Origin of the sequence: Candidatus Nitrotoga sp. 1052 (genome assembly GCF_927312905.1) — a bacterium.
GTDB lineage: Bacteria > Pseudomonadota > Gammaproteobacteria > Burkholderiales > Gallionellaceae > Nitrotoga.
In genome coordinates, this window is record NZ_CAKMHQ010000040.1 from 26,720 (window position 1) to 51,590 (window position 24,871).

General features: G+C 47.7%; 17 protein-coding genes and 1 riboswitch. Of the genes, 13 read left to right on the top strand and 4 right to left on the bottom strand.

From position 1 onward, the window contains the following. Window positions 1-806: 806 nt before the first annotated feature. Window positions 807-882: riboswitch (cyclic di-GMP riboswitch) on the top strand. Between the two features lie 74 nt (window positions 883-956). Continuing rightward, window positions 957-2,822, top strand: coding sequence for a S8 family serine peptidase (locus tag MJ768_RS08955; protein WP_239290609.1), 1,866 nt, complete (start codon window positions 957-959; stop codon window positions 2,820-2,822). 244 nt (window positions 2,823-3,066) lie between these two features. Further along, window positions 3,067-3,933: a choice-of-anchor N protein gene (locus MJ768_RS08960; protein ID WP_239290611.1), complete on the top strand. Its 867-nt coding sequence runs from the start codon at window positions 3,067-3,069 to the stop codon at window positions 3,931-3,933. Between the two features lie 283 nt (window positions 3,934-4,216). On the opposite strand, the gene MJ768_RS08965 is transcribed toward MJ768_RS08960, so the two are convergent. Both MJ768_RS08965 and MJ768_RS08970 read right to left on the bottom strand, forming a co-directional pair. Beyond that, window positions 4,217-5,164 (bottom strand): DUF5996 family protein, encoded by a 948-nt coding sequence (locus MJ768_RS08965; protein WP_239290613.1) that lies wholly within the window; start codon window positions 5,162-5,164, stop codon window positions 4,217-4,219. Window positions 5,165-5,528: 364 nt separating this feature from the next. Beyond that, on the bottom strand, window positions 5,529-6,248 hold the full coding sequence (locus tag MJ768_RS08970; protein ID WP_239290615.1) for a pirin family protein: 720 nt from the start codon (window positions 6,246-6,248) through the stop codon (window positions 5,529-5,531). Between the two features lie 262 nt (window positions 6,249-6,510). On the opposite strand from MJ768_RS08970, the gene MJ768_RS08975 reads away from it, so the two are divergent. The 7 genes from MJ768_RS08975 (at window position 6,511) to MJ768_RS09005 (ending at window position 15,362) form a co-directional block, all read left to right on the top strand. Next, window positions 6,511-7,086, top strand: a complete 576-nt coding sequence (locus tag MJ768_RS08975) for a LexA family protein (RefSeq protein ID WP_239290617.1) — start codon at window positions 6,511-6,513, stop codon at window positions 7,084-7,086. A 6-nt stretch (window positions 7,087-7,092) separates the two neighbouring features. Further along, window positions 7,093-8,331 carry a DNA polymerase Y family protein gene (locus MJ768_RS08980; protein WP_239290619.1) on the top strand — a complete coding sequence of 413 codons (1,239 nt, stop codon included), beginning with the start codon at window positions 7,093-7,095 and terminating at the stop codon, window positions 8,329-8,331. Between the two features lie 247 nt (window positions 8,332-8,578). After that, window positions 8,579-8,989, top strand: coding sequence for a DUF883 family protein (locus MJ768_RS08985; protein ID WP_239290621.1), 411 nt, complete (start codon window positions 8,579-8,581; stop codon window positions 8,987-8,989). 47 nt (window positions 8,990-9,036) lie between these two features. Beyond that, complete coding sequence (locus MJ768_RS08990) at window positions 9,037-9,405, top strand: phage holin family protein (protein WP_239290623.1); 369 nt, start codon at window positions 9,037-9,039, stop codon at window positions 9,403-9,405. After that, window positions 9,402-9,755: a hypothetical protein gene (locus MJ768_RS08995; RefSeq protein ID WP_239290625.1), complete on the top strand. Its 354-nt coding sequence runs from the start codon at window positions 9,402-9,404 to the stop codon at window positions 9,753-9,755. Before MJ768_RS08990 ends, MJ768_RS08995 begins: the two co-directional genes overlap by 4 nt. Before the next feature lie 239 nt (window positions 9,756-9,994). Beyond that, complete coding sequence (locus tag MJ768_RS09000; RefSeq protein ID WP_239290627.1) at window positions 9,995-11,233, top strand: aspartate kinase; 1,239 nt, start codon at window positions 9,995-9,997, stop codon at window positions 11,231-11,233. An 832-nt stretch (window positions 11,234-12,065) separates the two neighbouring features. After that, window positions 12,066-15,362 (top strand): VanZ family protein, encoded by a 3,297-nt coding sequence (locus MJ768_RS09005; RefSeq protein ID WP_239290629.1) that lies wholly within the window; start codon window positions 12,066-12,068, stop codon window positions 15,360-15,362. Window positions 15,363-15,442: 80 nt separating this feature from the next. Here the strand turns inward: MJ768_RS09005 and MJ768_RS09010 are convergent, their stop codons facing one another. Then, window positions 15,443-18,508 carry a transglycosylase domain-containing protein gene (locus tag MJ768_RS09010; RefSeq protein ID WP_239290638.1) on the bottom strand — a complete coding sequence of 1,022 codons (3,066 nt, stop codon included), beginning with the start codon at window positions 18,506-18,508 and terminating at the stop codon, window positions 15,443-15,445. Between the two features lie 610 nt (window positions 18,509-19,118). On the opposite strand from MJ768_RS09010, the gene MJ768_RS09015 reads away from it, so the two are divergent. The 3 genes from MJ768_RS09015 (at window position 19,119) to MJ768_RS09025 (ending at window position 23,188) form a co-directional block, all read left to right on the top strand. Then, entirely contained in the window at window positions 19,119-21,164 is a 2,046-nt protein-coding gene (locus tag MJ768_RS09015) for a thioredoxin domain-containing protein (protein ID WP_239290640.1), read from the top strand. Between the two features lie 66 nt (window positions 21,165-21,230). Next, entirely contained in the window at window positions 21,231-21,779 is a 549-nt protein-coding gene (locus tag MJ768_RS09020; protein WP_239290642.1) for an NUDIX domain-containing protein, read from the top strand. Window positions 21,780-21,976: 197 nt separating this feature from the next. Then, window positions 21,977-23,188: an ammonium transporter gene (locus MJ768_RS09025; protein ID WP_239290644.1), complete on the top strand. Its 1,212-nt coding sequence runs from the start codon at window positions 21,977-21,979 to the stop codon at window positions 23,186-23,188. Window positions 23,189-23,617: 429 nt separating this feature from the next. On the opposite strand, the gene MJ768_RS15425 is transcribed toward MJ768_RS09025, so the two are convergent. After that, entirely contained in the window at window positions 23,618-24,196 is a 579-nt protein-coding gene (locus MJ768_RS15425) for a midcut-by-XrtH protein (protein ID WP_445082983.1), read from the bottom strand. A 501-nt stretch (window positions 24,197-24,697) separates the two neighbouring features. Here MJ768_RS15425 and MJ768_RS09030 point away from each other — a divergent pair. After that, window positions 24,698-24,847, top strand: coding sequence for a hypothetical protein (locus MJ768_RS09030; protein WP_239290646.1), 150 nt, complete (start codon window positions 24,698-24,700; stop codon window positions 24,845-24,847). The last annotated feature ends 24 nt before the right edge of the window (window positions 24,848-24,871 follow it).

Here is a 24,871-nt window from a genome sequence, read left to right on the forward strand (position 1 = left end):
CAATCCGTTCCCGCAATCGCGCTGTCTGCGATGGATCAATCGGCAACTGATGCTGAAAGTACATCTCGCCGCAGAAACGCTGCCAATACTGATTCTCTATAGGGCACCTCAAAAAATCCAATTTTCGTCACAATACGGCGTTACTCGAAAAAAATTATCGCTTACATATCAATTATATGCCGCGCTCAAATTTTTTACTCGTGCCTTGTCTTGCTTAGAAACTTGAATTTTTAGAGGCGCCCTATAGCGGTTCTCACGCTTGATGTGCGAAAGGATTCTATATTAACGACAAAAATTTAATTGTTTATTCATTGCCTTAAATAAATTTAAGGCAATTTTGTCTACAAAAAGCGACAATTTATAATTTACAGTCGGCCGTTCTTAATAAAAATACTATAAATAAACATCTAACTTATTGTTTAAATAGATTTTACAAAATATGGCACGTACTTTGCTTAATATTAAAATGCTGGTATGTTTACCAGCATTTTTTAAGAATAATTTTCGAAGGAACATAACTGCCGGCATTTACAAATGAACTCCAGGATTCTGAAAGACTGCCAAAATTTCTATGCCGGCGACGATGAAAAGGTAATAGTTTGAGCTTGCACTGTGCAGGCTCAAGAAGATTCTTACCCCGCAAAAGAAATTTAGCCTGCTCCTTTACTCCCTGATCTGTTTAATAAATCCTTGATATCCGGGGTAACCATTTGCATGCACCATTGAGGATGCATCCCCGGGAAATTTTATGGGGATTTCTTTATTGATACCCTAAAGTTTACAAAAAGATTGCCGATCTATTAGATAGCTGAAAAAGGCAAACCCATCGCGAGGTGGGGACGCAAAGCTTCCGGTCTTAGAAAAGATAGCGGGGTTACCAGAATGCTCAGGCTTTAAATCCTTGGTGTGTTCATTTGCTTTATCAGCAGACCATTAATATAACCAAGGAGTCTGATATGCCACGCCAACATCAATTTCCAGTTCAATTTTCTGACAATAATTGTTGCGATCATTCGGGCGCCACGCCCAGTTTCGCACGTTCGCTTCTCCTGGCTGCCATTTTGGCTGGATGTGCCAGTTTGAGCCATGCTGCGCCATCCACATCGGCCCAGGGAGGGGGGCTGGTAGTTGCACAAGATGCCGGGCCTACCCGCACCCAACCCTTTGCCGGTTGGGCAAAAGGCCGTTTGCTGATTGCGCCACGCGCTGGTTTGGCCGCTGGTGAGTTTGAGAATGCATTGAAGCCCCACAACGGCAAATCCAGAATCCACCTCAAAAAACTCAATGCCCATATAGTCGAACTGCCGGAAGATGCCGATGAAGTGGCAGTTATGCGCGAGTTGAAAAAAGACCACAGACTGAAATACGTCGAGTTGGATATGGCGGTCACACATGATGTAGTTGTGTCCGATCCCTATTACAGTAGCAGTTGGGCTCTGCCGAAAATCCAGGCCCCTCTCGCTTGGGACAGTGCCAACGGTAGCGGCGTGACCATTGCCATTTTGGATACCGGGGTGGATAGTACACATCCCGATCTTGCCTCCAATATAGTTCCCGGCTGGAACATATATAACAACAATGCCGACACCAGCGACGTGCATGGCCATGGCACCATGGTCGCCGGTACCGCGGCGATGATAGCCAACGATGGTATCGGTAGTGCCGGTGTGGCCTGGGGGGCCAAAATTATGCCAGTGCGGATATCCGCTCCTGATGGTAGCGTAGCGTACTACAGCACCGTGGCGCAAGGCATCTATTGGGCAGCCGATCATGGCGCCAGGGTCGTGAACATAAGCTATAGCGGAATATTGGCCAGCTCCACCATTCAGTCTGCGGCGCAATACTTGCGCAACAAGGGTGGCGTGGTTGTGGTGTCTGCCGGCAATACCGGCGGGTTGTTGGGTTATGCTGCAAGTGATTCCATATTAGTCGCCGCGGCCACCGGCAGTAACGACCAGCGCGCTAGCTGGTCCAGCTATGGTTCTTACGTGGATATTTCCGCACCTGGTGTCAGTATTTACACCACTCTTCGCGGCGGCGGATATGGCAATGTTTCGGGCACCTCTATCTCTAGCCCGATAGTGGCAGCGACAGCCGCCTTGATGATCTCAGCCAACAACAATCTAAGCCTCGCTGATATTGACCAGATTTTAAAAGCCACCGCAGTTGATCTGGGCACAACTGGATACGATAACTATTATGGCGCGGGTCGGGTTGATGCAGCCAAAGCCGTGGTAGCCGCTCAATCAATAATCAAGACAGCAATTAGCTTGGATACCCAGGCACCGGCTATTCTCATCACTTCACCGGTGGGCAGCAAGGTGGCCGGTAGTGTTCCCGTCGATGTCAATTATTCCGACAATGTCGGCGTAACCCGTGCCGAGCTGTATGTTAACGGCCAAAAGTTTGCTACTGACGACATTGCGCCCTTTGCATTTGCCTGGGATACATCAGTGCTCAAGGACGGTGCATACACCCTTGTCGCTTATGCCTATGACGCGGCAGGTAACTCAGGTGTTTCACCCACCGTTTCGGTAACCATTGGCAGTGACACCGTTGCACCCGTAATCAGCAGCTTCAACTTAGCGGATGGCATGACAGTCTCCAATAAGCAGACTGTGCAAGTATCGGCAACCGACAATCAGAGTATCGCCAAAATCGCCCTGAGCATCGACGGCAAGCAAGTCGCCGTCGCTTATGGCAGCTCTTTGAGTTACAGCTGGAATACCCGCAACATAGCTAAAGGTGCGCATATTGCAACTGTGCAAGCATACGATGCTGCGAATAACACAACCAGCAAGACCGTAACTGTTTATAAATAGATAGCAAATTTTTGCGGACTGTTCAGGCGCCCTTCGGGGCGCTTTTTTTGTCGAAAAATTTTACACTGATGGCCGCGATGAAGATTTGCTATTGGCTTCTGTAAATATATGTATTAATTAAATCAATATATTGTGTTAATTAATACATAATTGGCATGTAATTTGCTTTATGTTAACCGTAAAGATTTATTTGTAATAGCTAAGCGTGCATAGCTTGAAAAAATAATTTAAGGGGAGCACTAAAATGAAAAAGTCAATATTGTCTATCGCTTTCGGAGGGTTGCTTGCCGTCACGCAGGCTTGGGCGGTTAATACCCTGCAACTAGGAGTGCCCGGAGCAACCCCAGGAACTTATGTCACCAATACAACAAGTTCTACCATTCCAACTGAGGATGATACTGTCATTACTTCAGGCAACACGTTGCTTGTGGCTGGGTCTTGGAAATTGCCTGATACTTTAGGCGGGCAGTCGCTTGGGGGGGACGACTGGTCTACTTTTACAAATAAGCTTTCCGTTTTCGATGATAAAGGTGCGATTTTGGTAGTATCTGTGCCTAATAACACATTGACATTATTGACATCACTCCAGCTGGCCTCAATTCAAGTGGGGGGCGTTAGCGCTTTCGTCTCGGATGCAGATAACAGTCATTTAACGAATAATGCCAATGACGCTAGTGGCCATGATCCAGCGAAGGGATCCATTTCAGATTTTCTCTTCTTCGATATTGGAAATTTCTCAAATGCATCACATACAGTAAATGGGGTGCCGAATTTTCAATCATCTCCACTCGATTTTGGTGATGGCCTGATAAAAGAACTTACCCTTTCTGGTTTTGGTTCTCTTGCTTGGGCGCACTTTGATGTCATGGCATTGGAAACGACAATTGATAGAGATAAAGATGGGAATATTATATTAGATAAAGATGGAAATATTAAAAAAGTTACTACTGTGGTTCAGAATAATCCCTTTTCCCATGATGTGACTTGGAAGCCGGGGGATCCCCCCTGCACAGACTGTAACCCCGTAACCATCCCAGAACCAACTACTTTGCTATTGATGAGTGCGGGGCTGTTTGGTTTTGGTTTTGCGCGTCGTCGTAGATCAGCCTAAAACATCCGAGAACTATGAAGTTCTGAATAAAGCACTAGGCGACTAGTGCTTTATTAGTTTTTTAGGACAGGTCTTGCATGCCAAGAGAGGGTTTATGATATGAGGCCGAAAAAGCGCCTGTGACCAAAGGTTCGCCCCGATATATCTCAACGAGGAGCAAATTAAAGGCTGGGCATACAATGCGCTGTCGTGGGCGCGACATCATTATATTTATATTTCCGGTTGCAAGGGGTAGTAACAGGTTAATGAGCATTAACCTGTCGGCAAAAATGAAGCCGGTGATTTAAAGTTGCGCAATTCGCTCAAGCGCTGAACGATCCCAACCGCCCAGGTTGGCGGCTGCCTCGTAGCTGCTCTGCAGGAAGTCAAGCAGCATCGTATCGGGTGACTCTGCGAGTCGCACGTCATCATATGGCAAAATAAACTCGCGCAATATAGAGTTGTAGGTGGCCCCATCGGGACGCAACCGGGCCATATTGTATCCCTGCGGCTCGGGATAAGCATACGCATAGAACACGGGGTAGGGTACCGGCCCGCCTCCCGGCCAAAATCCGCAGCTGCTTACCTCGTGCGAGTATGCTTCGCGTGCGACCCAATTGGGCAGATTGGGCACGCCGCCAGGGTGACTGGGGGCTGGGCGTCCGGAAAAGCGGGTCAGGGCAAGGTCGAAGCTTCCCCAAAAAAAGTGCACGGGACTGGACTTGCCGATGAAACGGGCACGGAATTCCCTGAATACGCGATCCACTTGCACCAGAACGCGCCAGAATCGGTTGGCGTACTCTGCGTCATAGGACGCATGGATATGATCTTTCTCAAAGGGGATGGCATCGGCTATTTCGTTAGGCGTTGTGTGAATTTTGACGTCGATGCCAAGGTCGGACAGATTCGCAAGCAGTTCTTTGTAAAAATCAGCAACTGAGCGAGGCTGAAGTGCCAGCGTTTTAATAGCCCCCTCACTCGTCTGGATCACGAGCCGGTGGTCGATAAAGTCAAAATCAATCTGAAACGTGCGCGTACCGTATGTGATGGGCGATGTGGTCAGACCGCGCGTTGTTACATAGAGGGTTACGTGCCAGGAGTGATTGACCCATGGCGTCTGAACGAGCCGGATTTTGCCGACAATCTGAGTCCACAGGTGTAGCGTCGCGTAGGTGTCCATCCATGCTTCAAAAGCCAAGCTTGGCCACTGTTCGGATCGGGGCGTATTGTTCGATAAATTTGAATGAGTCATTGGTTCCTCCAATGTTAATACATCAACAACCTGACGGGGTATATAAAGGGCACCTCTAAAAATCCAATTTTTGTCACAATATGGCGTTACTCGAAAAAAATTATCGCTTACATATCAACTATATGCCGCGCTCAAATGTTTTATTCGTGCCTTATCTTGTTTAGAAACTTGAATTTTTAGAGGCACCCTAAAATCAATTATTCCCAGCGAATATGACCGTTTACATCAAACCATTTACACCTTTGCCAACCTAGAAATACCGGAGTCTTCAGCGGCTAACGCATCCTTACGCTCTAAAACGTTTTCATTCAGGCATTAATATTTTATGTTGTACCCATTCCACAAACAATTTCATAAACGTGCATCAAAAGTCGGGCAATTCGCGAGCTCGCAAATCAAATACGAGAACCTCAGCATCGTGCCCATCGCTTAGAAATAGTGAATGTTCCTTCCGTACACGCAGTCCGTCTCCTTCTGACAATTCCAGACCGTTAACTTTTATACTTCCACGGGCTATGTGCACGTATGCATACCGCCCTTCATTAAGGTTTAGTGTAGCCGATTCTCCATCAGAAAAAAAACCTGCATATATGCGTACATCTTGGTGCACGCCCAAAGAGCCTTCTTCACCTTCAGGTGAAATAATGAGCCGTAACTTTCCTCTTTTCTCTTTTAAAGAAAAGTGTATCTGCTGATAGCGTGGGGCTACCATCTTTTTATCAGGAACAATCCAGATCTGGAGAAAGTGAACCGGCTCACTTTTTGAGTGGTTAAATTCACTATGAGCGATACCAGTGCCTGCGCTCATCATCTGGACGTCACCGGGCTTGATTACCGATCCTGTTCCCATTGTGTCTTCGTGTTCCAGAGCGCCGTCCAGGACATAAGTAAAAATTTCCATGTCCTTGTGTGGATGTTTGCCAAAGCCTTTTCCTGGCGCAACTCGATCGTCATTAATAACGAGTAAATCCGAGAATCCTACTTGGGAGGGGTCATGGTATTGGCCAAAAGAAAACGTGTGTCGCGAACTGAGCCATCCGTGCTCCGCTATTCCTCGTTCGCTAGCCTTGCGAATTTCCAGCATGGTTGTTCTCCTGTAAAGTTAGACGCCCCGGAAAATTATTTAAGTGCTTCTCTGTAAATTAATTTCGATGCGTATCTGAGGCGACGATCAAGCTTTGTTGTTTCGCTAATTCAAGTTGATTATAGATTTATATATTAGTATATTGATTGTGAATATATATTGTTTTTATTTTTAAAAATACTTCTCTCTACATCTGACCGAGTCTGGATTAATTCATGAAAGAGTTGACATAAGAACGTTCGTTCCATAGAATGGTTTTTCTATGAAAAATAATGCTGATTACCTTGCCAAGCTTCAGGACTATTATGCTGACAATGGCGTATTGCCGCCATATTCTACTATCATGTTGTTGATTGGATTTAAATCAAAATCGCCTGTGGCCGCTCTGGTAGCCAGATTGAAGCTGGCAGGTTTTCTTGAGGCAACACCTGAAAAGCGCCTCAAGCCAGGCAAGCGTTTCTTCGAACGTCCCATTTATGACAGTGTGCGTGCGGGATTTCCTAGTCCGGCAGGGGATATGAGCCATGATACCCTCAGCATTGATGAGTATCTTGTTAGCCACCCGTCCAGTACAGTACTGGTGACGGTCAAGGGCGATTCAATGATTGATGTTGGCATTATGCCAGGCGATACCGTGATAGTAGAAAAACGCACCGTGGCGAATGTGGGCGACATGGTCATTGCCATCGTGGATAACGAATTTACCCTTAAAACCCTCGGCCAGGAGAAGGAGAAATTCATCCTGATTCCCGCCAATCCAGCGTATCCCATTATTCGTCCCAAGGGGGATCTGGAAATTTTTGGCATCGTTGTCGGTCAATTTCGCAAATACAAGTGACATCTCATGCTTGTTTCCAACTGGCCTAATGCCATCGCGCATGTGGATGCGGATTGTTTCTACGCTTCCTGTGAGCAGTTGCGCAGACCCGATTTAAAAGGCAAGCCACTCTGCGTCCTCTCTAGCCAAGATGCCTGTGTCGTTGCAAAAACCTATGATGCCAAGGCGGCAGGCATCTCCACCGGCATGACTGTCTGGGATGCCAGGAAGCTGCTGCCCAACGCTATTTTTCTGTCTGCCGATTTTCGTTACTACGGCCAAATTTCCGACAAGCTGTTTTCCATTTTGCGGCGCTTTAGCCCGACCATTGAGGAATATTCCATTGATGAAGCCTTCATGGATATGATGGGTCTGCGTAGCCTTTATCGCAAACCATATCAGAGAATTGCCGACGATATCCGCGAGATCATCCATCAGGAAGTGGGGATAACAGTTTCCATTGGCATTTCCGTCACACGTACTCTCGCTAAGATGGCGTCTGAATACAACAAGCCAAACGGAACCACCATTGTGGCGGGCAGGCGCATCAATGATTTCCTGCAACACGTCAGTGTGCGTGACATCCCGGGAGTAGGGCGCAACCGCGAGGCATTGCTAAATAAATTTGGCATCCACACGGCGCTTGACTTTGCTAATGGCAAAGAACATTACATCAAGCAGTTGCTGGGGAAAGCGGGGACCGATCTATGGCACGAACTCAATGGCACAGCCATCTACCAGGTTGAAACTGAACTCAAGCTGCCCAAGAGCGTAGCGCGTACGGCATCAATGGGTCAAATAACACAAGACAAAGCGATCATCTATGCACACCTTACTCGGCACGCCATGCGGCTTTCGAAGGAATTGATTGAAAAACGCTTGGCTTCCAAGCGGCTAACCGTTTTTCTGACGCTGAAATCGTTCGACAGACAGGCTACTACAGTCCATTTGCCTTATCCGACGGCAGATTATTTTTTACTTATGGAGGAGATGAGCAAGATGGTGGAGCATCTGTTTGACTCAAGCCAGATGTACCGGGCCTGCGGGTTGGTTGCCACCGATATTGCTATTCGGCAGAGTGGAAACTTCGATATGTTCCAGCAAGCAGAACAGCAGTTTGAGGATAAACACCTTAAGTTGCTGAAGACTGTGCATAGGGTCAATCAAAAATACGGTAGCGACATGTTATTCATTTGTGCTGCCATTAAGCCCGTAGGGTGCATGAAACATATGCGGTTTAAGTACCCGGTGCTGGAATGTTTTTAATTGGCATATCTAATTGTGGCCACAGTTGTATGACCTATTAAGACATTGTATTAGAAGTTTTTTGTAGATAATAACAACCATCTTGGCGGCTGTTCCAGAATGCATGCGTTTGGATGTATCGCATATTTCCAGTTAGCATTGGAAATATGTGTGCCAGCGAACAGACCGAAATTAATAAATGTAAGAAACTGATATCGAGTTTGATTACCGTAAATTTCATACCAACAAATAAAAGGAGTTAGTAATTATGCAGAATACAATTTCAAATAAAGCAGAAGGCGCAGTGGCAGCCGCAGAAAACATGGCTCAGCGGACTGGAACGGCAGTAGGGAATGTTTTGGATGCTACAAAATCCGCCGGAAAGCAAATAGGAGCAGCCGCCAGTAGCGAAATGTCCAACCTGCGGGCCGATTTAGACGATTTGGTTGCTCGCCTGCCTAGTTTATCGGATATTGATATAGAGGAGGCCAAGGAAAGGTTGATGGCAAAAATGGCATCTGCAAAGGAAGTTGCGAAAATTGTGGCAGCCGATGCGCGCAAACATTTCAATGAGGGAGTCGATTGCTCCAGAGGATATGTAAAAGAACACCCTCTGCAAGCAGTGGGATATGCAGCTGCAATTGGTTTTTTGCTTGGTTTGTTAGTTTCGCGGCGCTAATTTGATTCACTGCAAAGCACTTAAATTCCTAAGTTGAGATAAATGTCATGTTTGAAAAAATCAAAAAAGCTAAACAGCTTGGCATAATTGCTCGTGATCGTATGGGCGATTATATGGAATTGGTGCCGATCTTAATAAAGATCCAATGGCATTATTTTAGTGCCCAGATAATTAGTTATGTTGTTTTGTTTGTTTTGGCATTATTAGGCCTGACTTTTTTAGGTGTGGCTATTATCGTTAGCTTCTGGGAGACCCCATATCGGGTGGCATCTGCATGGAGTGTCGTGGTTTTATATGCATTGGCAGCCTTTGGGGTTTTCCTGGTAAGTCAGGGTAGAGCACGTCCAATATCTCCATTTGAAACATTACGCACCGAATTAGAGAAAGATGCAAAGCTGGTAAAGGATACGATATGACAATGTCATTGTCTCTCGAAGAGCAAAAAAAAATCCTCTTGGATCGGATGGAGGAAAATCGACGCAACTATCGAAATAATTTTACTCAGCAATTTGCTAGTGCTGAGGGTTCAACGGTTGTGTCTGGTAATTCGGGAGTGTTTCCACGAAGCCATACTTTTAAACTTTTAACGCATCATCCCTATTTTATTGGCATAGCATTATTTGCAGCTCTGGCAGTATCGCGTGGGTCATTGAGAAATCTTTTAAAGAAGAATCTTGCATTCACTACAGGAATGTTAACAAGCAAGGTAAAAATGTTGGCTGTGCCCGCAATAATTCGTTTGTTTCGATCATATACTCGCCACTAATAGCCTGAAGGTTTATCGGCCCTATAGTTATTTTTTTTTGAAAAAATCTAACTATAGAGAGGGTGTCTCTGTTAGCCGCTTGCCAATCGTAAAAAAAACATTTCAGTTTTTTAAATGAAGCAGATGCCATGGCACAGCGCTTCATGGCATATTGCCGTGCCAGAAGCATTTGGAGCTTGGGTTGTAATCTGGTTTTAGGTTAGAATTCACTTCGTTTTGTAATCGGGGTATAGGAATTCGTGGCATTGATTGTTCAGAAATATGGTGGCACTTCGGTAGGCAGTCCGGAACGCATTAAAAACGTGGTGCGTCGCGTGGCGAAATACAATGCACTCGGACATCAAATAATCGTCGTGGTTTCCGCCATGAGCGGTGAGACCAATCGACTTATCGGGTTAGCGAAAGAAATGCAAGCACAGCCTGATCCGCGTGAACTTGATATGGTGGTTTCCACCGGCGAACAAGTGACAGTCGGATTAGTGTCTATGGGTCTGATGCAAGAGGGATTGAAGGCTAAAAGCTACACGGGCGCACAAGTCAAGATTATCACCGACAGTGCTTTTACCAAGGCACGTATTCTTAGCATAGATGAGCAAAACATTCGCGCCGATTTAGCCAACGGATACGTGGTTGTAGTAGCTGGGTTTCAAGGCATAGACAAAGAGGGAAACATTACCACCTTGGGACGCGGCGGCTCTGATACTACTGGGGTGGCTATTGCTGCAGCGCTTCACGCTGACGAATGCCAGATTTATACCGATGTTGATGGCGTATACACTACCGATCCTCGCGTGGTGCCGGAAGCGCGTCGCCTCAAGACCATTACCTTCGAGGAGATGCTAGAAATGGCCAGCCTCGGTTCCAAGGTATTGCAAATCCGTGCAGTTGAATTTGCCGGGAAATACAAGGTTAAGTTGCGCGTGCTATCGAGCTTTGAAGAAGAAGGCGATGGTACGCTGATTACTTTTGAGGAAGATGAAAAGATGGAACAGGCGATTATTTCAGGTATAGCCTTCAACCGTGACGAAGCCAAGATCACCGTGCGTGGTGTACCGGATAAACCGGGCATTGCTTACCAGATACTGGGGCCCATAAGTGAAGCCAATGTTGATGTAGATATGATAATTCAGAACGTCGGCGTGGATGGTTCCACCGATTTTTCTTTTACCGTGCATCGCAATGAATTCGATAAGGCGATGGATATTCTGAAAAACCAGGTGCAAAATCACATTGGTGCTCGTAATGTGGTGGGTGACAATAAAACTGCCAAAGTATCGGTAGTTGGAGTCGGAATGCGTTCGCACGTCGGCATTGCCAGCAAAATGTTTCGCACCTTGGCGGAGGAGGGAATTAACATTCAGATGATTTCCACTTCGGAAATTAAAATCTCAGTTGTTATTGATGAAAAATACCTTGAATTGGCTGTACGCGTGCTTCATAAGGCATTCGATCTGGATCTGGACCAGGAGCCTGCATAGCCGTAGTATTTTCCAATACACGAATGAATCTGAATGAAGAATTTTGAGTCTCAGTAACTAAACTTTGTTCTGATTCTATATTTTTTGATTAAAGCAAAGACGTCTTTAAACAATTTTTTTCTTGCATTATTCAGTGCCAAGGCGGCCTCATTTTCGCTCATCATTACTGTTTGTGGATCCAGTTGTTAGAAGGTCACGTTAGCTTTGCGTTCCGTCCAAAAAAACTTTGATCTGCTCAAACGGGATGGCTGCTTTCACGGCCTCACCAATGTCGCAGACGTGACCTGTGACCACGCTCATTTACGGGCAGGGACGCTCCAGTGACTGTTCGGTCTTCGCCGTCGCGATATTCCACTTTACCTCACGTCTCGCCGCATCGTGTTTCTTCTAAACGCATTGCGGCCGAAGGTCGATTACTACGCTCATTTCATATTGGAAGAGGCTGTTAGTTCCATACCTTCTCCTTTCGAATTACAATCGGAAGCGGAAGATGACGGATGCTGGAACTGAAAGTAACTGAAAGTGCCTGGAGACGATAAGTCGCCAAAAGCCTGTTTAACGTGTGCGCTCTATGGAAGCAATCTGAGGTTCGAGTCAATTCGGCGGGTCACGTTAGATTGCGGGATGAGCCACAAAAATTCGCGCCTTCTATCACCACCTTTCAACCCATAGCTTTTTTCATTATCAGGGGTGGCTGCAATTGCAATGAATGTTAGAAGACTGGGATCACGATTCCAACTGCAGGCAACAACAGGATAATGTTTGCAGGCGCAAACATAAGTAATAGTGCCAATCCTGATGGCTATGTTTAACCCTATATAAATTTTCATTTATGCTTGATTTGCACGCAACTCCGAAATATCTCAAGCAGAACCCGGACGGTGACTCGCTTAGCATTTCCTCAGCTCGGTTTTCTATACTAGCTCTTGCCGTTGCATATACACTGTTTGCGATCTACGGTAGCCTCGTGCCCTTGAATTTCCAGCATTATTCATGGCAGGAAGCATCTGAAGTATTCAAAAATATACGCTATCTTATCTTGGGAATTGGTTCCCGCGCAGACTGGGTGGCAAACATTCTACTGTTCGTGCCTTTGGCTTTTGTGTGGCTTGGCACACTGTGGCACTCAACAAGCGTGGCTTGGCGTATCGTAGCAATGCTATTCGTGCTGCTTGCCTGCACCAGTCTAAGTATAGCGATCGAATTCACCCAGATTTTCTTCCCGCCGCGCACTGTTTCGCTGAATGATATTTTTGCCGAGATTATTGGCACTGCATTGGGCATCGTGCTATGGCCCGTTATGGGCATGCGCTTTGCACATTTGGTGCGAGCGATATTTCAGGGTGGCATGATTGCGCGCTATGCTGTTCTGATTGTGTATGCACTCGCATATGCAGCATTGAGTTTATTTCCTTACGATTTTTTGCTGACCTATGACGAGTGGCAAGCGCATTTAGCATCGGACAAAGTGGGGTGGCTATTTGTACCGAGTTGCGGCGGTGGGTGCATGTGGAAGTTGATTCCAGAAATTCTAGCGTTTGTTCCCTTGGGTATATCGGGTGTACTAGCCATCGGGCAGAAGAAACGTTTTTCGCTTTTGCTGGCGGCAGCAGTTGGGATGTTGTTGGGAGTGCTGATCGAAGGATTGCAACTGACGATAGCATCCGGCATCAGTCAAGGTGCCTCGATTGGCACAAGAGCTGTAGGCATGATGCTAGGGGTATGGCTGGCACAGTCAGCACATGGTGTTGATTGGCACAGAGCGAGCCCGTTTGTGCGTGGCATGCTAGTTCTTGGCATGCTTCCCTACCTTATCATGCTTACTTGGTTGAGCAACTGGTTCTCGAGTAGCTGGCTCGGCATGTCAGAAGGGTTAGTGCGGCTTGGGAATATGCATTTTTTACCGTTTTATTACCACTACTACACCTCCGAGGCGGTGGCACTTGTGAGCCTCCTGTTTCAGGCGGGACTCTATTTACCCATTGGTGCGGGGATGTGGTTCTGGCACTGGGCTGGTCAATCAGGCAAGCCGAAGCGTTTTCTCATATGGCCGGCAATCACTGCAGGTATGCTCGCCAGTGTAGTTGAAGGGGGGAAACTTTTTATTGCTGGTCAACACCCGGATCCGACTAATGTTTTAATAGCTGCGGCAGCAGCACTGTTGGCGTACCAGCTGTTGCAGATGCTATTTGCGACGCCGGGTCAAACCGCAGCCCTTATGCAACCAGTGCGTGAACCTACCACCACAGTACGGCGACCCCACTGGTCAGGGATGCTTATTGGTACTGCAGCTTTGTGTTTGGCGATAATGGCAGCATTGGTCAGTCCGCTTGGTCCAGTTTGGGTCGTGCCGCTGCTCTTGGCTTATATTGTGTTGTTGTGGTGGCGACCAGATTTATGGTTGGTATGGATTCTCGCCTTGTTGCCTCTGCTGGATTTGACGCCATGGAGTGGCCGTTTGTATTGGACCGAGTACGACACCTTGCTATTGGTGACGATAGGTGTTGGATACTTGCGTCTTAGGCCGAGCGCGCAACTCGCGCTGCGCAAGCCGGCAAAGCTATTGTTGGCGCTATTTACGCTATCCGCAGTTATCAGCTTGGGGATTGGTATATGGCCTTTGGGTGCACTCGATCACAATGCATTTGCGAGCTATACCAGTTCCTACAATGCGCTGCGCGCGGCGAAAGGGCTGCTTTTCGCTTTAGCATTTATCCCATTGTTGGTGCATGAATGGAATGAGCCGGCAAAAGCCGCGCGGCGGCTGGCATTCGGCATGACGCTGGGACTAGCGGCAGAAGTGCTATACGTGCTTTGGGAGCGCACGACATTTTCCGGGCTATTCAATTTTGACACTGACTACCGCATTACGGGTTCTTTCCCCGGCATGCATATTGGCGGTGCATATATAGAGGCTTATTTGGTGACTGCATTGCCATTCGTGGCACTATGGGCCTGGCAGCAGCGGCATATGGGAGCCACCGTGCTGGCAGCCGGATTATATGGCTTAGGTGCATATAGTGTCATGGTGACCTTCTCACGGGGAGGACAGGCAGCTTTTGTATTGGCGACGCTAATAATATTATTTGGTTTCGTGCGTCTCGTGCTACGCGACCGCATGCGCAGTTTTCTCGGGGTGGGTGCTGTAATCTTGATTGGCAGCGTGATAATAGCAGTTGCCTGGCCTGTTTTTATTGGAAAATATAGCCAGTCACGCTTGGCAACAATTAAGCAGGATATTGTGATACGTACCGACCATTGGGCGGATGCGCTGCATATCCTTCGGGTGCGGGATGCCCCAATTTTTGGGGTTGGTTTAGGCACATTCCCTGCAGCCTATTTTTGGGACTCGAGCGAAGTCTCGCGCCCCTCAACGTATGCATTCGTCACGCAAAATGGGAATACTTTCTTGCGGCTGGGTAGTGGAGAAACCCTGTATGTTGAGCAACCAGTGGCGATAGTACCGGAACAACCCTACACGTTCTCGATGGACTTGCGCAGCAGCGTTAATAATGCCGAATTGACTGTACCCATCTGCGAAAAAGCGCTACTTTATTCATTTACTTGCGTCTGGACAACGCTGCAAGTTAAAGGGCCATCTGGCCAGTGGGGACATTATGAGGCTCATATCTATGCCAAGAATTTCGGCCCGCCGAACAGCCTGTTCCCACGCCCGGTCAAGTTATCAATCTACAATGGTCGTGCCGGTACATTAGTGGATGTAGCCAATGTAGCACTGCTGGATTCGGCGGGCAGAGATCTGGTGCGTAACGGCGATTTTTCTGAAGGGATGCATCATTGGTTTTTTTCTACTGATAGCCACCTGCCGTGGCATATAAAGAATTTATACATCCATGTTCTGTTTGAGCAGGGGTGGCTCGGACTTATTTGTTTCATGGCTCTAATCACTTATGTCATAGGACGGTTGCTACCGCGTGCTTGGGGCAATGAGCCAGCTAGTCTGGCATTATTTACAGCTCTCACTGCTTTTCTCGTTGTAGGCTTGGTGGATAGCCTGATTGATGAGACCCGCCTCGGCTTTTTGTTTTACTTGCTGCTGATTGCAGGACTAATGGTAGATAAGGGTTCGACTCGATATGGCAACTATCAAACCGGGCGCTTTACTTAATGTTGGGGAAGACGTTTGCCACAACAGTGATACCGTGGCGACAAACACTGCCCGCTGGAACTTGGAAAAAACCTCATCTATCAAGGTAGTTGATCGTCTACCAAAGCTGGTTGTTGGCTGGAATTCACAGCCTCATCTCCTCCCTCTTCTTTTGGCGACCTGTGTTTGACAATTGGTTTTGATGAGGTTTGTTCGGGCAGAGGTTGAGCTTTATCAATGAGCGGTTTCAAAGTGGGCAAGAGGTATTTCAAAACTTGCGTAGAGAGTGCTGAAGTAAACTGATAGTTGGCCGCGTCCGCGCCCGGCACAAATGCGGTTAGCGTTCCGAAGAATCGATCCCCGATGAAGAACACAAAAGTGGCAGAGCGGTTTACCGCATGGGATTCCTTAATAACACCCGCCGAGGAAAAAGTGACATAACGATGATCGCCGGTTCCAGTCTTGCCGCCTATCGGAATCCAGGTGCCATCCTCTTTCACTATGGAGTGGGCGAGTCGCGAAGCTGTGCCTTTTTCCACTACTCCGGTCAATACGTCACGCACCACAGCAGCCAGGTCGGGTGAGAACATTTTTTCGCCTTGGTCAGGGGTGCGTTCCATAATGGTTTCAAAGGGAGTGCCCGCTGCAAAGTGTAGACGTTCGATGAGCATCGCGGGTACCCGAGCCCCATTGTTCAAGATAATGCCCATCAGTTCGGCGAGTGCGGCAGGGCGGTCAGCCGAACTGCCTATAGCCGTGGCTAGCGATGGTACAAGTGCATCGAAGGGATAGCCGAGGCGTTTCCAACCGCGGTAAATCTCTAGAAAGGCTTCCAGTTCCAGCAGGCTGCGGATTCGGATGTCCTGTGCATTTTTGTGGATAGTCTTGAAAAGCCAGCGATAGACAGCCACACGCTCCTCGGCGCTGGCTTTGATCACGTCCTTATGTTTCGCATTCGGGTGATTACTTAAATAGTGCACCAGCCATAGTTCCAAGGGGTGTACAGCTACAATATAACCCTGGTCCGCCAGCGAGTATTTGCCTGGCGCATAGCGCTGATACTGGTCATGGAGAACGCGCTCGTCCGGCCTCTGGCCAGGAAGACGAGATGTCATGAATTTATTGAACTGAGCGGGGGTAGCCTCGGGGTGAATATAACGGTAAGCGGCGGCAAGCCGGCGCGGCGTGTGCCGAAAGCTGGAAAAAAATATCTCGTTAATCTCGCTTGCCGTTTTATTCTTGTATTTAAGATAAAAGCGGTTGATGAATTCCGTGCCTTCCTTGTCTGCAAATCGCCTGAGGTATGTTTCGCGATCAGGATGGTCAGCATCCATGAGTATCTTGGCAGACGAACCCTTGATATGAAGCATATGGTAGCGCACGATATCGCGCATTAGGCGGATGTAAACAAGGTTGACAGAATTGAGCGTCGCTTCGCGCACACTCAGTATCCTGCTGTCGTCTTCATGTTTGAAATTTTGAAAATAATGTGCTCCGCCACCGGTAAAGAACTGTTCATAAGGGTTAGCAGAATATTGGCGTTCCAGGGCAGCTCCCAGCATGGCTGCCAAACTTTTATCCGTGCTTTGCAGCAGATATTCGATCGCCCAGCGACTGAGGACGTCGTTAGGATCGCTCACTTCTTTATGTAATGCTTCCGGCTCGAGTGCAGCATATTTTCGATGCAGTGCTTCGATAATTTCAAGATAAGTTACCAACGTCCTTAGTTTTGCTGTAGATCCAAGGTCCAGCTTAGTGCCTTTATTGATGTCTAAGGGTTGATCGAAGTTGTCGGCCTGAATTCGAAATTTTGCACCCTGCGGCGTCAGCTCAGAAAGCGTGAAGCTGTAGATGATTTTGCCCGGATCCGCTTCGCCTAGCAGGCGATTGCCATAGAGTCCCGCAGCGCGCGCATATTCCGGGTTCTTGAGCTGACGCAAGATATCGGTAGTCTTTTTTTGCAATTCGCCGTCGAGCGTGCTTTGCACCGATAGATCCAGACGATCCAGTTCATACAGACGTTGTAGTCCCATTTGGGAAGCAAGACGCACACGCACCGCATTAGCAGCCTTTGAGGCAGAGAAATTTCTGGTTTCCTCTGGCACAGCGGCATAGCGGAAGCGAAGCGGTACATTCAGCGCAGCCTCACTGAGGCTGGGCGATATTACGCCGGCCTGCGCCAGCACACGCAAGTGGCTATTGGTAAGCTCATTCAGCGCTTTGCGATCGCTAGTCAAATAGCCGGAAGGCCTGCGCTGAGCGATCATGAGACTTAGCACATGTTTATAGTAACGTGCCGTCTCGGCAAGGTCCGTGCCGCTTGCAGACCAGGCTTTCAGGATGCGATTGGTCCGTTCGAAATCCAGGCCGTACCATGCCCACAACCCGTCTCCCAGTCCATTTGCTTCCCCGAAACCCGAGGCAGCGGAAAGTGGAACTGTATTAAGATAATCTACTACGATGCGCTTGCGGGCAGGCATTGTTTCCTCACCATCCAGATAAGCGCGCACGGAGGCGGATGCGATCTGTTGCACCTTGTCATTGGGGCTGAGGGTCATCCCGTGGGGAGAATGCCGGTATTTCTCAATTTGAGTTGCAAGCGTGCTACCGCCCGGTACGTCGTGTTCGGGGCGAACGAACTGAATCGTCTTGTCCAGCATAGCCTTTCCAAGCCGGGTCCACTCGATGGCCGGATTTTTTTTGGGTTGGGCCGGGTCCAACAGCTCGCGATTCTCGATAAATAGCAGGCTGTCCGTTACCAGTGGCGGGACCGATTCAAAGTTTTCATAAACGCGGGTTGGGAAAACAGCACGGTAAAGTGGCTGACCGTTGCCGTCGACAATTTCGAGACCGGCCTGCGATTTTTCCCGGTAGGGAACGAATAGTCCCTGTTCAACGAGTTTCTTCATACGAGGGGAAATTCTTGCCTGAGCATGCACATGGAAGCCGCGTTCGGTCAGATTCTTAAGCAATTCTGGTAACCGACTATATCCAAGGCGCATGTCATATGGCCCTGCTTGTGGTAAATGTAAACCACCATTTGGACCGCTTTTCACCTCCCAGCGAAGATCATTGGCCAGTTTTGCTAGACGGCGTGCCTGGTATGCAGAGGTTTCTGTTTCTCGATAAATAAAGAAGGCGGTAAGGGCCAGTGCAATAAGAAGCAAGATAAGAACAGCAAGGGCAAAAAACTTGTACGTGCGCTTTATGATTGAGTTACCAGGATGATTGAGAAGCACTTGTTGAGTTCTTCTTGGAAAAATAGACGTGTGGATTCAAACTAAAATTGCACCAAATAATTAGACGGATTCAAATCTGATGGATCTCTTTGAAAATTCAGAGTTTGCCGGAATGCAAGTCATGGGAATAATTTCAGGGCGCCGCATTTATCTGACTATATAAACAAGATTTTCTTAACACAATATTGGGCGGAAATCGCGTTTTAGAGATGCCCAGAGAAGCGCAAATATCACTTCTTTAAGTATAGCTGATCCAATAAAATATCGTGAAGCGTTCAACTCTATTCAGGTTGAAAAAAATGCTTTCAGCAGTGGGTGTCCTGAATTTTGCATACACGGAATTGTTAATGCTGCGGCATTCATTCCTTCGAACTGGATAGTAAAGAGACAATGTGCGCTTTTAAGGCGGCAAAGTCAGCACGAGTGAATAGGGTGCTCATCCCGTAGTGATGGTGACGGTAATGTTGTATAACTATAAGCCCGGCGTCAAGCAAGCATCAGTGCTGACATGATCGAAATATTTTTTATTGAGCCCAATATGCCTAATCGCCTTGCCCAAGAGACTAGCCCCTATTTGCAGCAGCATGCCGACAACCCAGTTGACTGGTTTCCGTGGGGCGAGGAAGCACTGAGGTGTGCTCGCGAACAGAATAAGCCGATCCTGCTATCCATCGGCTATTCGGCCTGCCACTGGTGCCATGTCATGGCACACGAGTCGTTTGAGGATGCAGACGTCGCTGCAGTGATGAACCAAAATTTCATCAATATCAAGGTGGATCGTGAAGAGCGTCCCGATCTGGATCACATTTATCAGGCTGCCCATAATATGCTGACCCGGCGTAATGGCGGATGGCCGCTCACCTTATTTTTAACGCCCGATCAAGTACCGTTTTTTGGCGGCACTTATTTTCCAAAAGAGGCACGTTACAACCTGCCTGGCTTTGTGCCTTTGCTCGAACGCGTGGCTGAGCTTTACCGCACACGTCAGGATGACATTGTCAAACAAAGTGCGTCGCTGATGCAAGTGTTCGGCACCAGTCTGCCGAGCACAGAAAATCAGGTTAGTTTCAATAAAACGTCATTAGAAGATGCATTCAGCGGATTGCAGCAATCTTTTGATCCCATTCACGGTGGTTTCGGCGGTGCGCCCAAGTTTCCGCTCCCGACCGAAATGGAATTTTTGTTACGGTATGCGTCGCGCGGCGGTAATCCCGACGCGCGACGCATGGTGCTCCACACTCTGCGCAAAATGGCGGACGGCGGGATCTACGATCAGCTGGGTGGCGGTTTTTGCCGCTATAGTGTGGATGATCGTTGGGAAATTCCCCATTTTGAAAAAATGCTCTACGACAATGGTCCACTGCTGGCACTTTACACTGACGCGTATGTGCTGTCGGGCGAGGCATCGTTCAAGCGCGTGGTGCAAGGCGTTTCGGGTTGGGTCATGCGTGAGATGCAGTCGCCGCAAGGCGGTTATTATTCCAGCCTGGATGCGGATTCAGAACACGAAGAAGGCAAATTTTATGTGTGGACGCCGGAGCAAGCCGCAAGCCTGTTGAGCGTGGAAGAATATGCCATCGTAGCCGCTCACTACGGTCTGGATCATCCGCCTAATTTCGAAAATAAGCATTGGAATTTGATAGTTGTCCAGCCGCTAGCCAGCATAGCGGAAGCGCGACATCTGCCCCTTGAGCAAATCACGCAGCAACTTACCAGTGCGCAAAAAAAAATGTTCGCCGCGCGTGCAAACCGAGTGCGCCCAGGACGTGACGAAAAAATACTGGTCAGCTGGAACGCTCTTATGATCAAAGGCATGGCGCGTGCCGGCAGGAGACTGGGCGAGTCAGAGTGGATATTGTCGGCGCAACGCGCGGTGGATTTTATACATGCCACAATGTGGCAAAATGGTCGCCTGTTTGCTACTAGCAAGGACGGCAAAGCGCATCTGAATGCCTATCTTGATGACTATGCATTCATGCTGGACGCCTTGCTGGAATTGCTGCAAACGCAGTTCCGTCTGGTTGATCTGGAATTTGCCCGAGCGCTCGCCGATGTGTTACTGGAACAATTCGAAGATCAGCAAGCGGGTGGGTTTTTCTTTACCAGCCACGACCACGAAAAGCTCATTCATCGCCCCAAGCCGGAGCATGATAATGCCATGCCTTCCGGTAATGGCATCGCTGCGCTCGCGTTACAGCGCCTCGGCCATATTTTGGGAGAAAAGCGCTATCTTAAGGCTGCCGAGCGCACGCTGACGCTTTATTATCCGTTTTTTGCAAAGCAACCAATGAGCTTTACTAGCCTTCTAATGACTTTGCAAGAATATCTCATGCCGCCGCAAATCGTTATTTTGCGTGGTGCTCCAGGAGCAAGCGCAGAGTGGTGTCAGCAATTATTTCAGCATTATTGGCCTGGTACCTTGATCCTGGCTTTGGAAGGCGAGCTTGTCGGACTACCGGAAACGCTGACGAAGCCTTTCACACAAGGCGTTAGCGCTTGGGTCTGCCAGGGAGTGCAATGTTTGCCGGTAATTGACGACTGCCAAAAATTGATAAATATTTGCAAATCTGGCGAAACGGGTTAAGACATTATTAATGCATAGTCACCTGCGTGTGCCATGCATATCGTTGATAAGATTTAAGGAGCATTTATGGATTTAAAAGAAACGCGTATTGATTCGATGGCCATGTATGAAGGTAATTTCATCAAGGTGTTTAAAGACAATGTGCAGTTGCCAGATGGAAGTGTAAGTACGCGTGAACATATAGCCCATCCTGGTGCGGTGGCAGTGCTGGCGATTCTGGATAATGGTGATCTATTGATGGAACGGCAATTTCGTTATGCGCCGCAACGCGAATTCATCGAGCTTCCTGCCGGAAAAATTGATCATGGTGAAGATATTTTGCTCACTGCGCAACGCGAATTGTTGGAGGAAACCGGCTACATTGCCAGTAACTGGGCGCATTTGACCACGGCTTGGCCGTGCATAGGTTATGCCGATGAACGCATGGAATATTTTCTGGCGCGAGATCTGACCTACCAAGGTAGACAATTAGACGATGGCGAGTTTCTCGAAGTATTTGAGCTATCGCTCACCGATGCACTGGACTGGATAAGACAAGGCAAAATCAATGACAGTAAAACCATGGTTGGCATTTTCTGGCTGGAAAAGATGTTAAATGGCTGGAAAAAATATTAAATGGCTGAAAATCTTCATAGCGTTACTCGAGATGACGCTCCAATATGAAGCATGAATGAGGTACCAATGCACCAAACTGGTGAACATATTCATGTATGAATATTAATTTCCCATGAATATGTATGCAAATCAAGGCACAATAAAACTGGAACGAAATTTGCATATACCTCAGGGATAGTTCATATATGGAGTAAGAAATGGAAAATATTGGAAGCCTGAAAGCGGGCAGTGACGCGTTGTTTATTCTGCTCGGCGCTATCATGGTCCTTGCGATGCACGCAGGGTTTGCCTTTCTTGAATTGGGCACGGTGCGCAAGAAAAATCAGGTGAACGCATTGGTGAAAATTCTCACCGACTTCGGCATTTCCACGCTGGCATATTTTTTTATCGGCTACGGCATCGCCTACGGTGTCAGTTTTTTCACCGATGCTGAGCAGTTGGCGCAGAAAAATGGCTATGAACTGATCAAATTTTTCTTCCTCCTTACCTTCGCTGCAGCCATTCCCGCGATTGTTTCCGGTGGTGTGGCAGAGCGTGCCAAATTCAATCCGCAATTAGCCGCCACCTTTCTACTGGTCGGCTTTGTTTATCCCTTTTTCGAGGGCATTGCCTGGAACCATCGCTTTGGTGTGCAGAGTTGGCTGCAAACCAAATTCGGCGCGGAGTTCCACGATTTTGCCGGTTCTGTTGTGGTGCATGCAGTGGGTGGCTGGATAGCGCTCGCGGCCGTTTTACTGCTTGGTGCGAGGCGCGGACGCTACACCAAGGAAGGGCGCATCTCGGCACATCCACCTTCCAGTATTCCTTTTCTTGCACTAGGCGCATGGATCCTCACCGTTGGCTGGTTCGGTTTTAATGTCATGTCAGCGCAAGAAATTGGCAAGATTAGTGGCCTGGTTGCAGTTAACTCGCTGATGGCGATGGTGGGTGGCACACTGGTTGCACTTTTTGCTGGCAAAAACGACCCCGGTTTCGTACATAACGGTCCGCTGGCCGGATTGGTAGCCGTATGTGCCGGCTCTGATGTGATGCACCCCCTTGGCGCATTGTTGACTGGCGGCATTGCGGGTGGGTTGTTTGTATGGATGTTTACGTTAACGCAGAACCGGTGGAAAATCGACGACGTGCTCGGCGTCTGGCCGCTTCATGGAATATGTGGAGCATGGGGCGGTATCGCAGCAGGCATTTTCGGGCTAAAGGCATGGGGAGGACTTGGCGGGATCAGTTTTATGGCACAAATAATCGGTACGCTGCTGGGTATCGCCATTGCATTTGGCGGCGGTTTTTTAGTCTATGTTGTTCTGAAGAAAACAGTAGGTATTCGACTGAGTGCGGAAGAAGAATTCAATGGTTCGGATTTAAGCATACACAAGATTACGGCAACACCGGAACGCGAATCGGGGTGGTAGCTTCGGGTTTGTTTCATGCATGAATTGTAAAACAAAATTTTAGAATGCGGGCAGGCTCTGAGGTCTCCCCATGTGTTCATTCCCTTGTGATGTTGGGCTTCGCAAGCTCAGCGCCAACCTACATTAGCCCAGGCTACGCTTGCTCGTAAAACGAGATCTATACACTATTCCAAGTAACATATAACTGTTTTAAGTTAAACACAAAAATCATGATACGTGCAAGAACAGTTGAAAACCACAGAGAGCAATTGTTGTCCAAACTACGCTACACCAAGCAACCACTGGCTGTTGCACTTTGAACTTGAATCCGCGATCTTCAAAAAGCTAAAATTTAATGGATTCAATCAGCATTACAAGCGCCACACCGCCAAATACTGTCCCCAGTAAAATCTGGGCGCTGTTGGCGATGATGACATCTACAATGGCCTGTTATGCTGGCGGAACAGGACCACCAGGTTCATAAGGAGGGGAAGGTCCATCATAAGTAAAATTCATATAGCAGGAGGAGTTATTCTGCACTGACAACCCTACGGTACACCTCGGTTGTTGAGAAGTTGGGTTGTCCACGAATAGCGGGGATACTGTCACGCTTATGACCCGTTGGGGCTGGCCGCTGTTATTCAAAATCAGGAACTCTCCGGTATAATATACATTGAGGATACCACCGGACGGGTTACTGAAGGATAAAGAAGGGGGTGGAGGGAGGATTACTGCCTGTGCATTCTGGATGAGTTGATTTCCGGATGCCGCACTCAGGACCATAACTCCCGAAGCCACAATGGATGCAAGCGGTTTACTGGCCGAATGAGCTCGAAGTACTCGAAAAGCCAATACTGCAAATAACAATCCGAGAATCACGAGCATAAATCCAGACAGGGTGGGAATCGACTGCGGGACAGGCCCATAGACAATGGTTCCAATAGGCGCGCCAGCTATGGCATCGGCACAGGACAGCATGGAGGCTAGTGTGGGGGCTATGTATATTAGTTTTTTAGTATGTCGAATCATGGGTTGATTATCCTTATCCTTATCGTTATTTTTGTTAAAAAATCTTGATACTACAGATCTACATTTCTCGTAAAACGAGATCTATACACTATTCCAAGTAACATGTAACTGTTTTAAGTTAAACATAAAAATCATGATATGTATAAGAGTAATTGAAAACCACGGAGAGTAACTGTTGTCCAAACTACGTTACACCAAATAACTACTGGCTGTTGCACTTCAAACTTGAATCCGCGATCTTCAAAAAGCTAAAATTTACTCGCTATTTTTGCGCTAGAGTTCTATTCCAGAATGTCACACATCGTGATATTTTGGATTGGGGGAGCAGAAGATGTGCGTTGTGCGGAACCCGCAGAAGCAAAACTAAATTTCTTTAGGTCTGATTTTAACAAGCGTGGAATTACGATCACCCAGAATCATGGAAATTAACGATTCGGTAACAGGAAAAATATTTGTGGTGCACGTACTGAAAATTCAGCGATTTCCTTGCAGGCACTAAATATGAATACCGATCTTTTTGATGGTCTGCCAGACCTCAATCTGCAACAGGTTTGTCTTGATGGCGGCGCATATTTGTTGCGCGGCTTTGCCAAAAATGTGGATGCTGACTTGATGAGTGCGCTAGCAGCCTGTCGGACTTCCCCCCATTAAAAATAACAAATTGCAAGTGTAAAA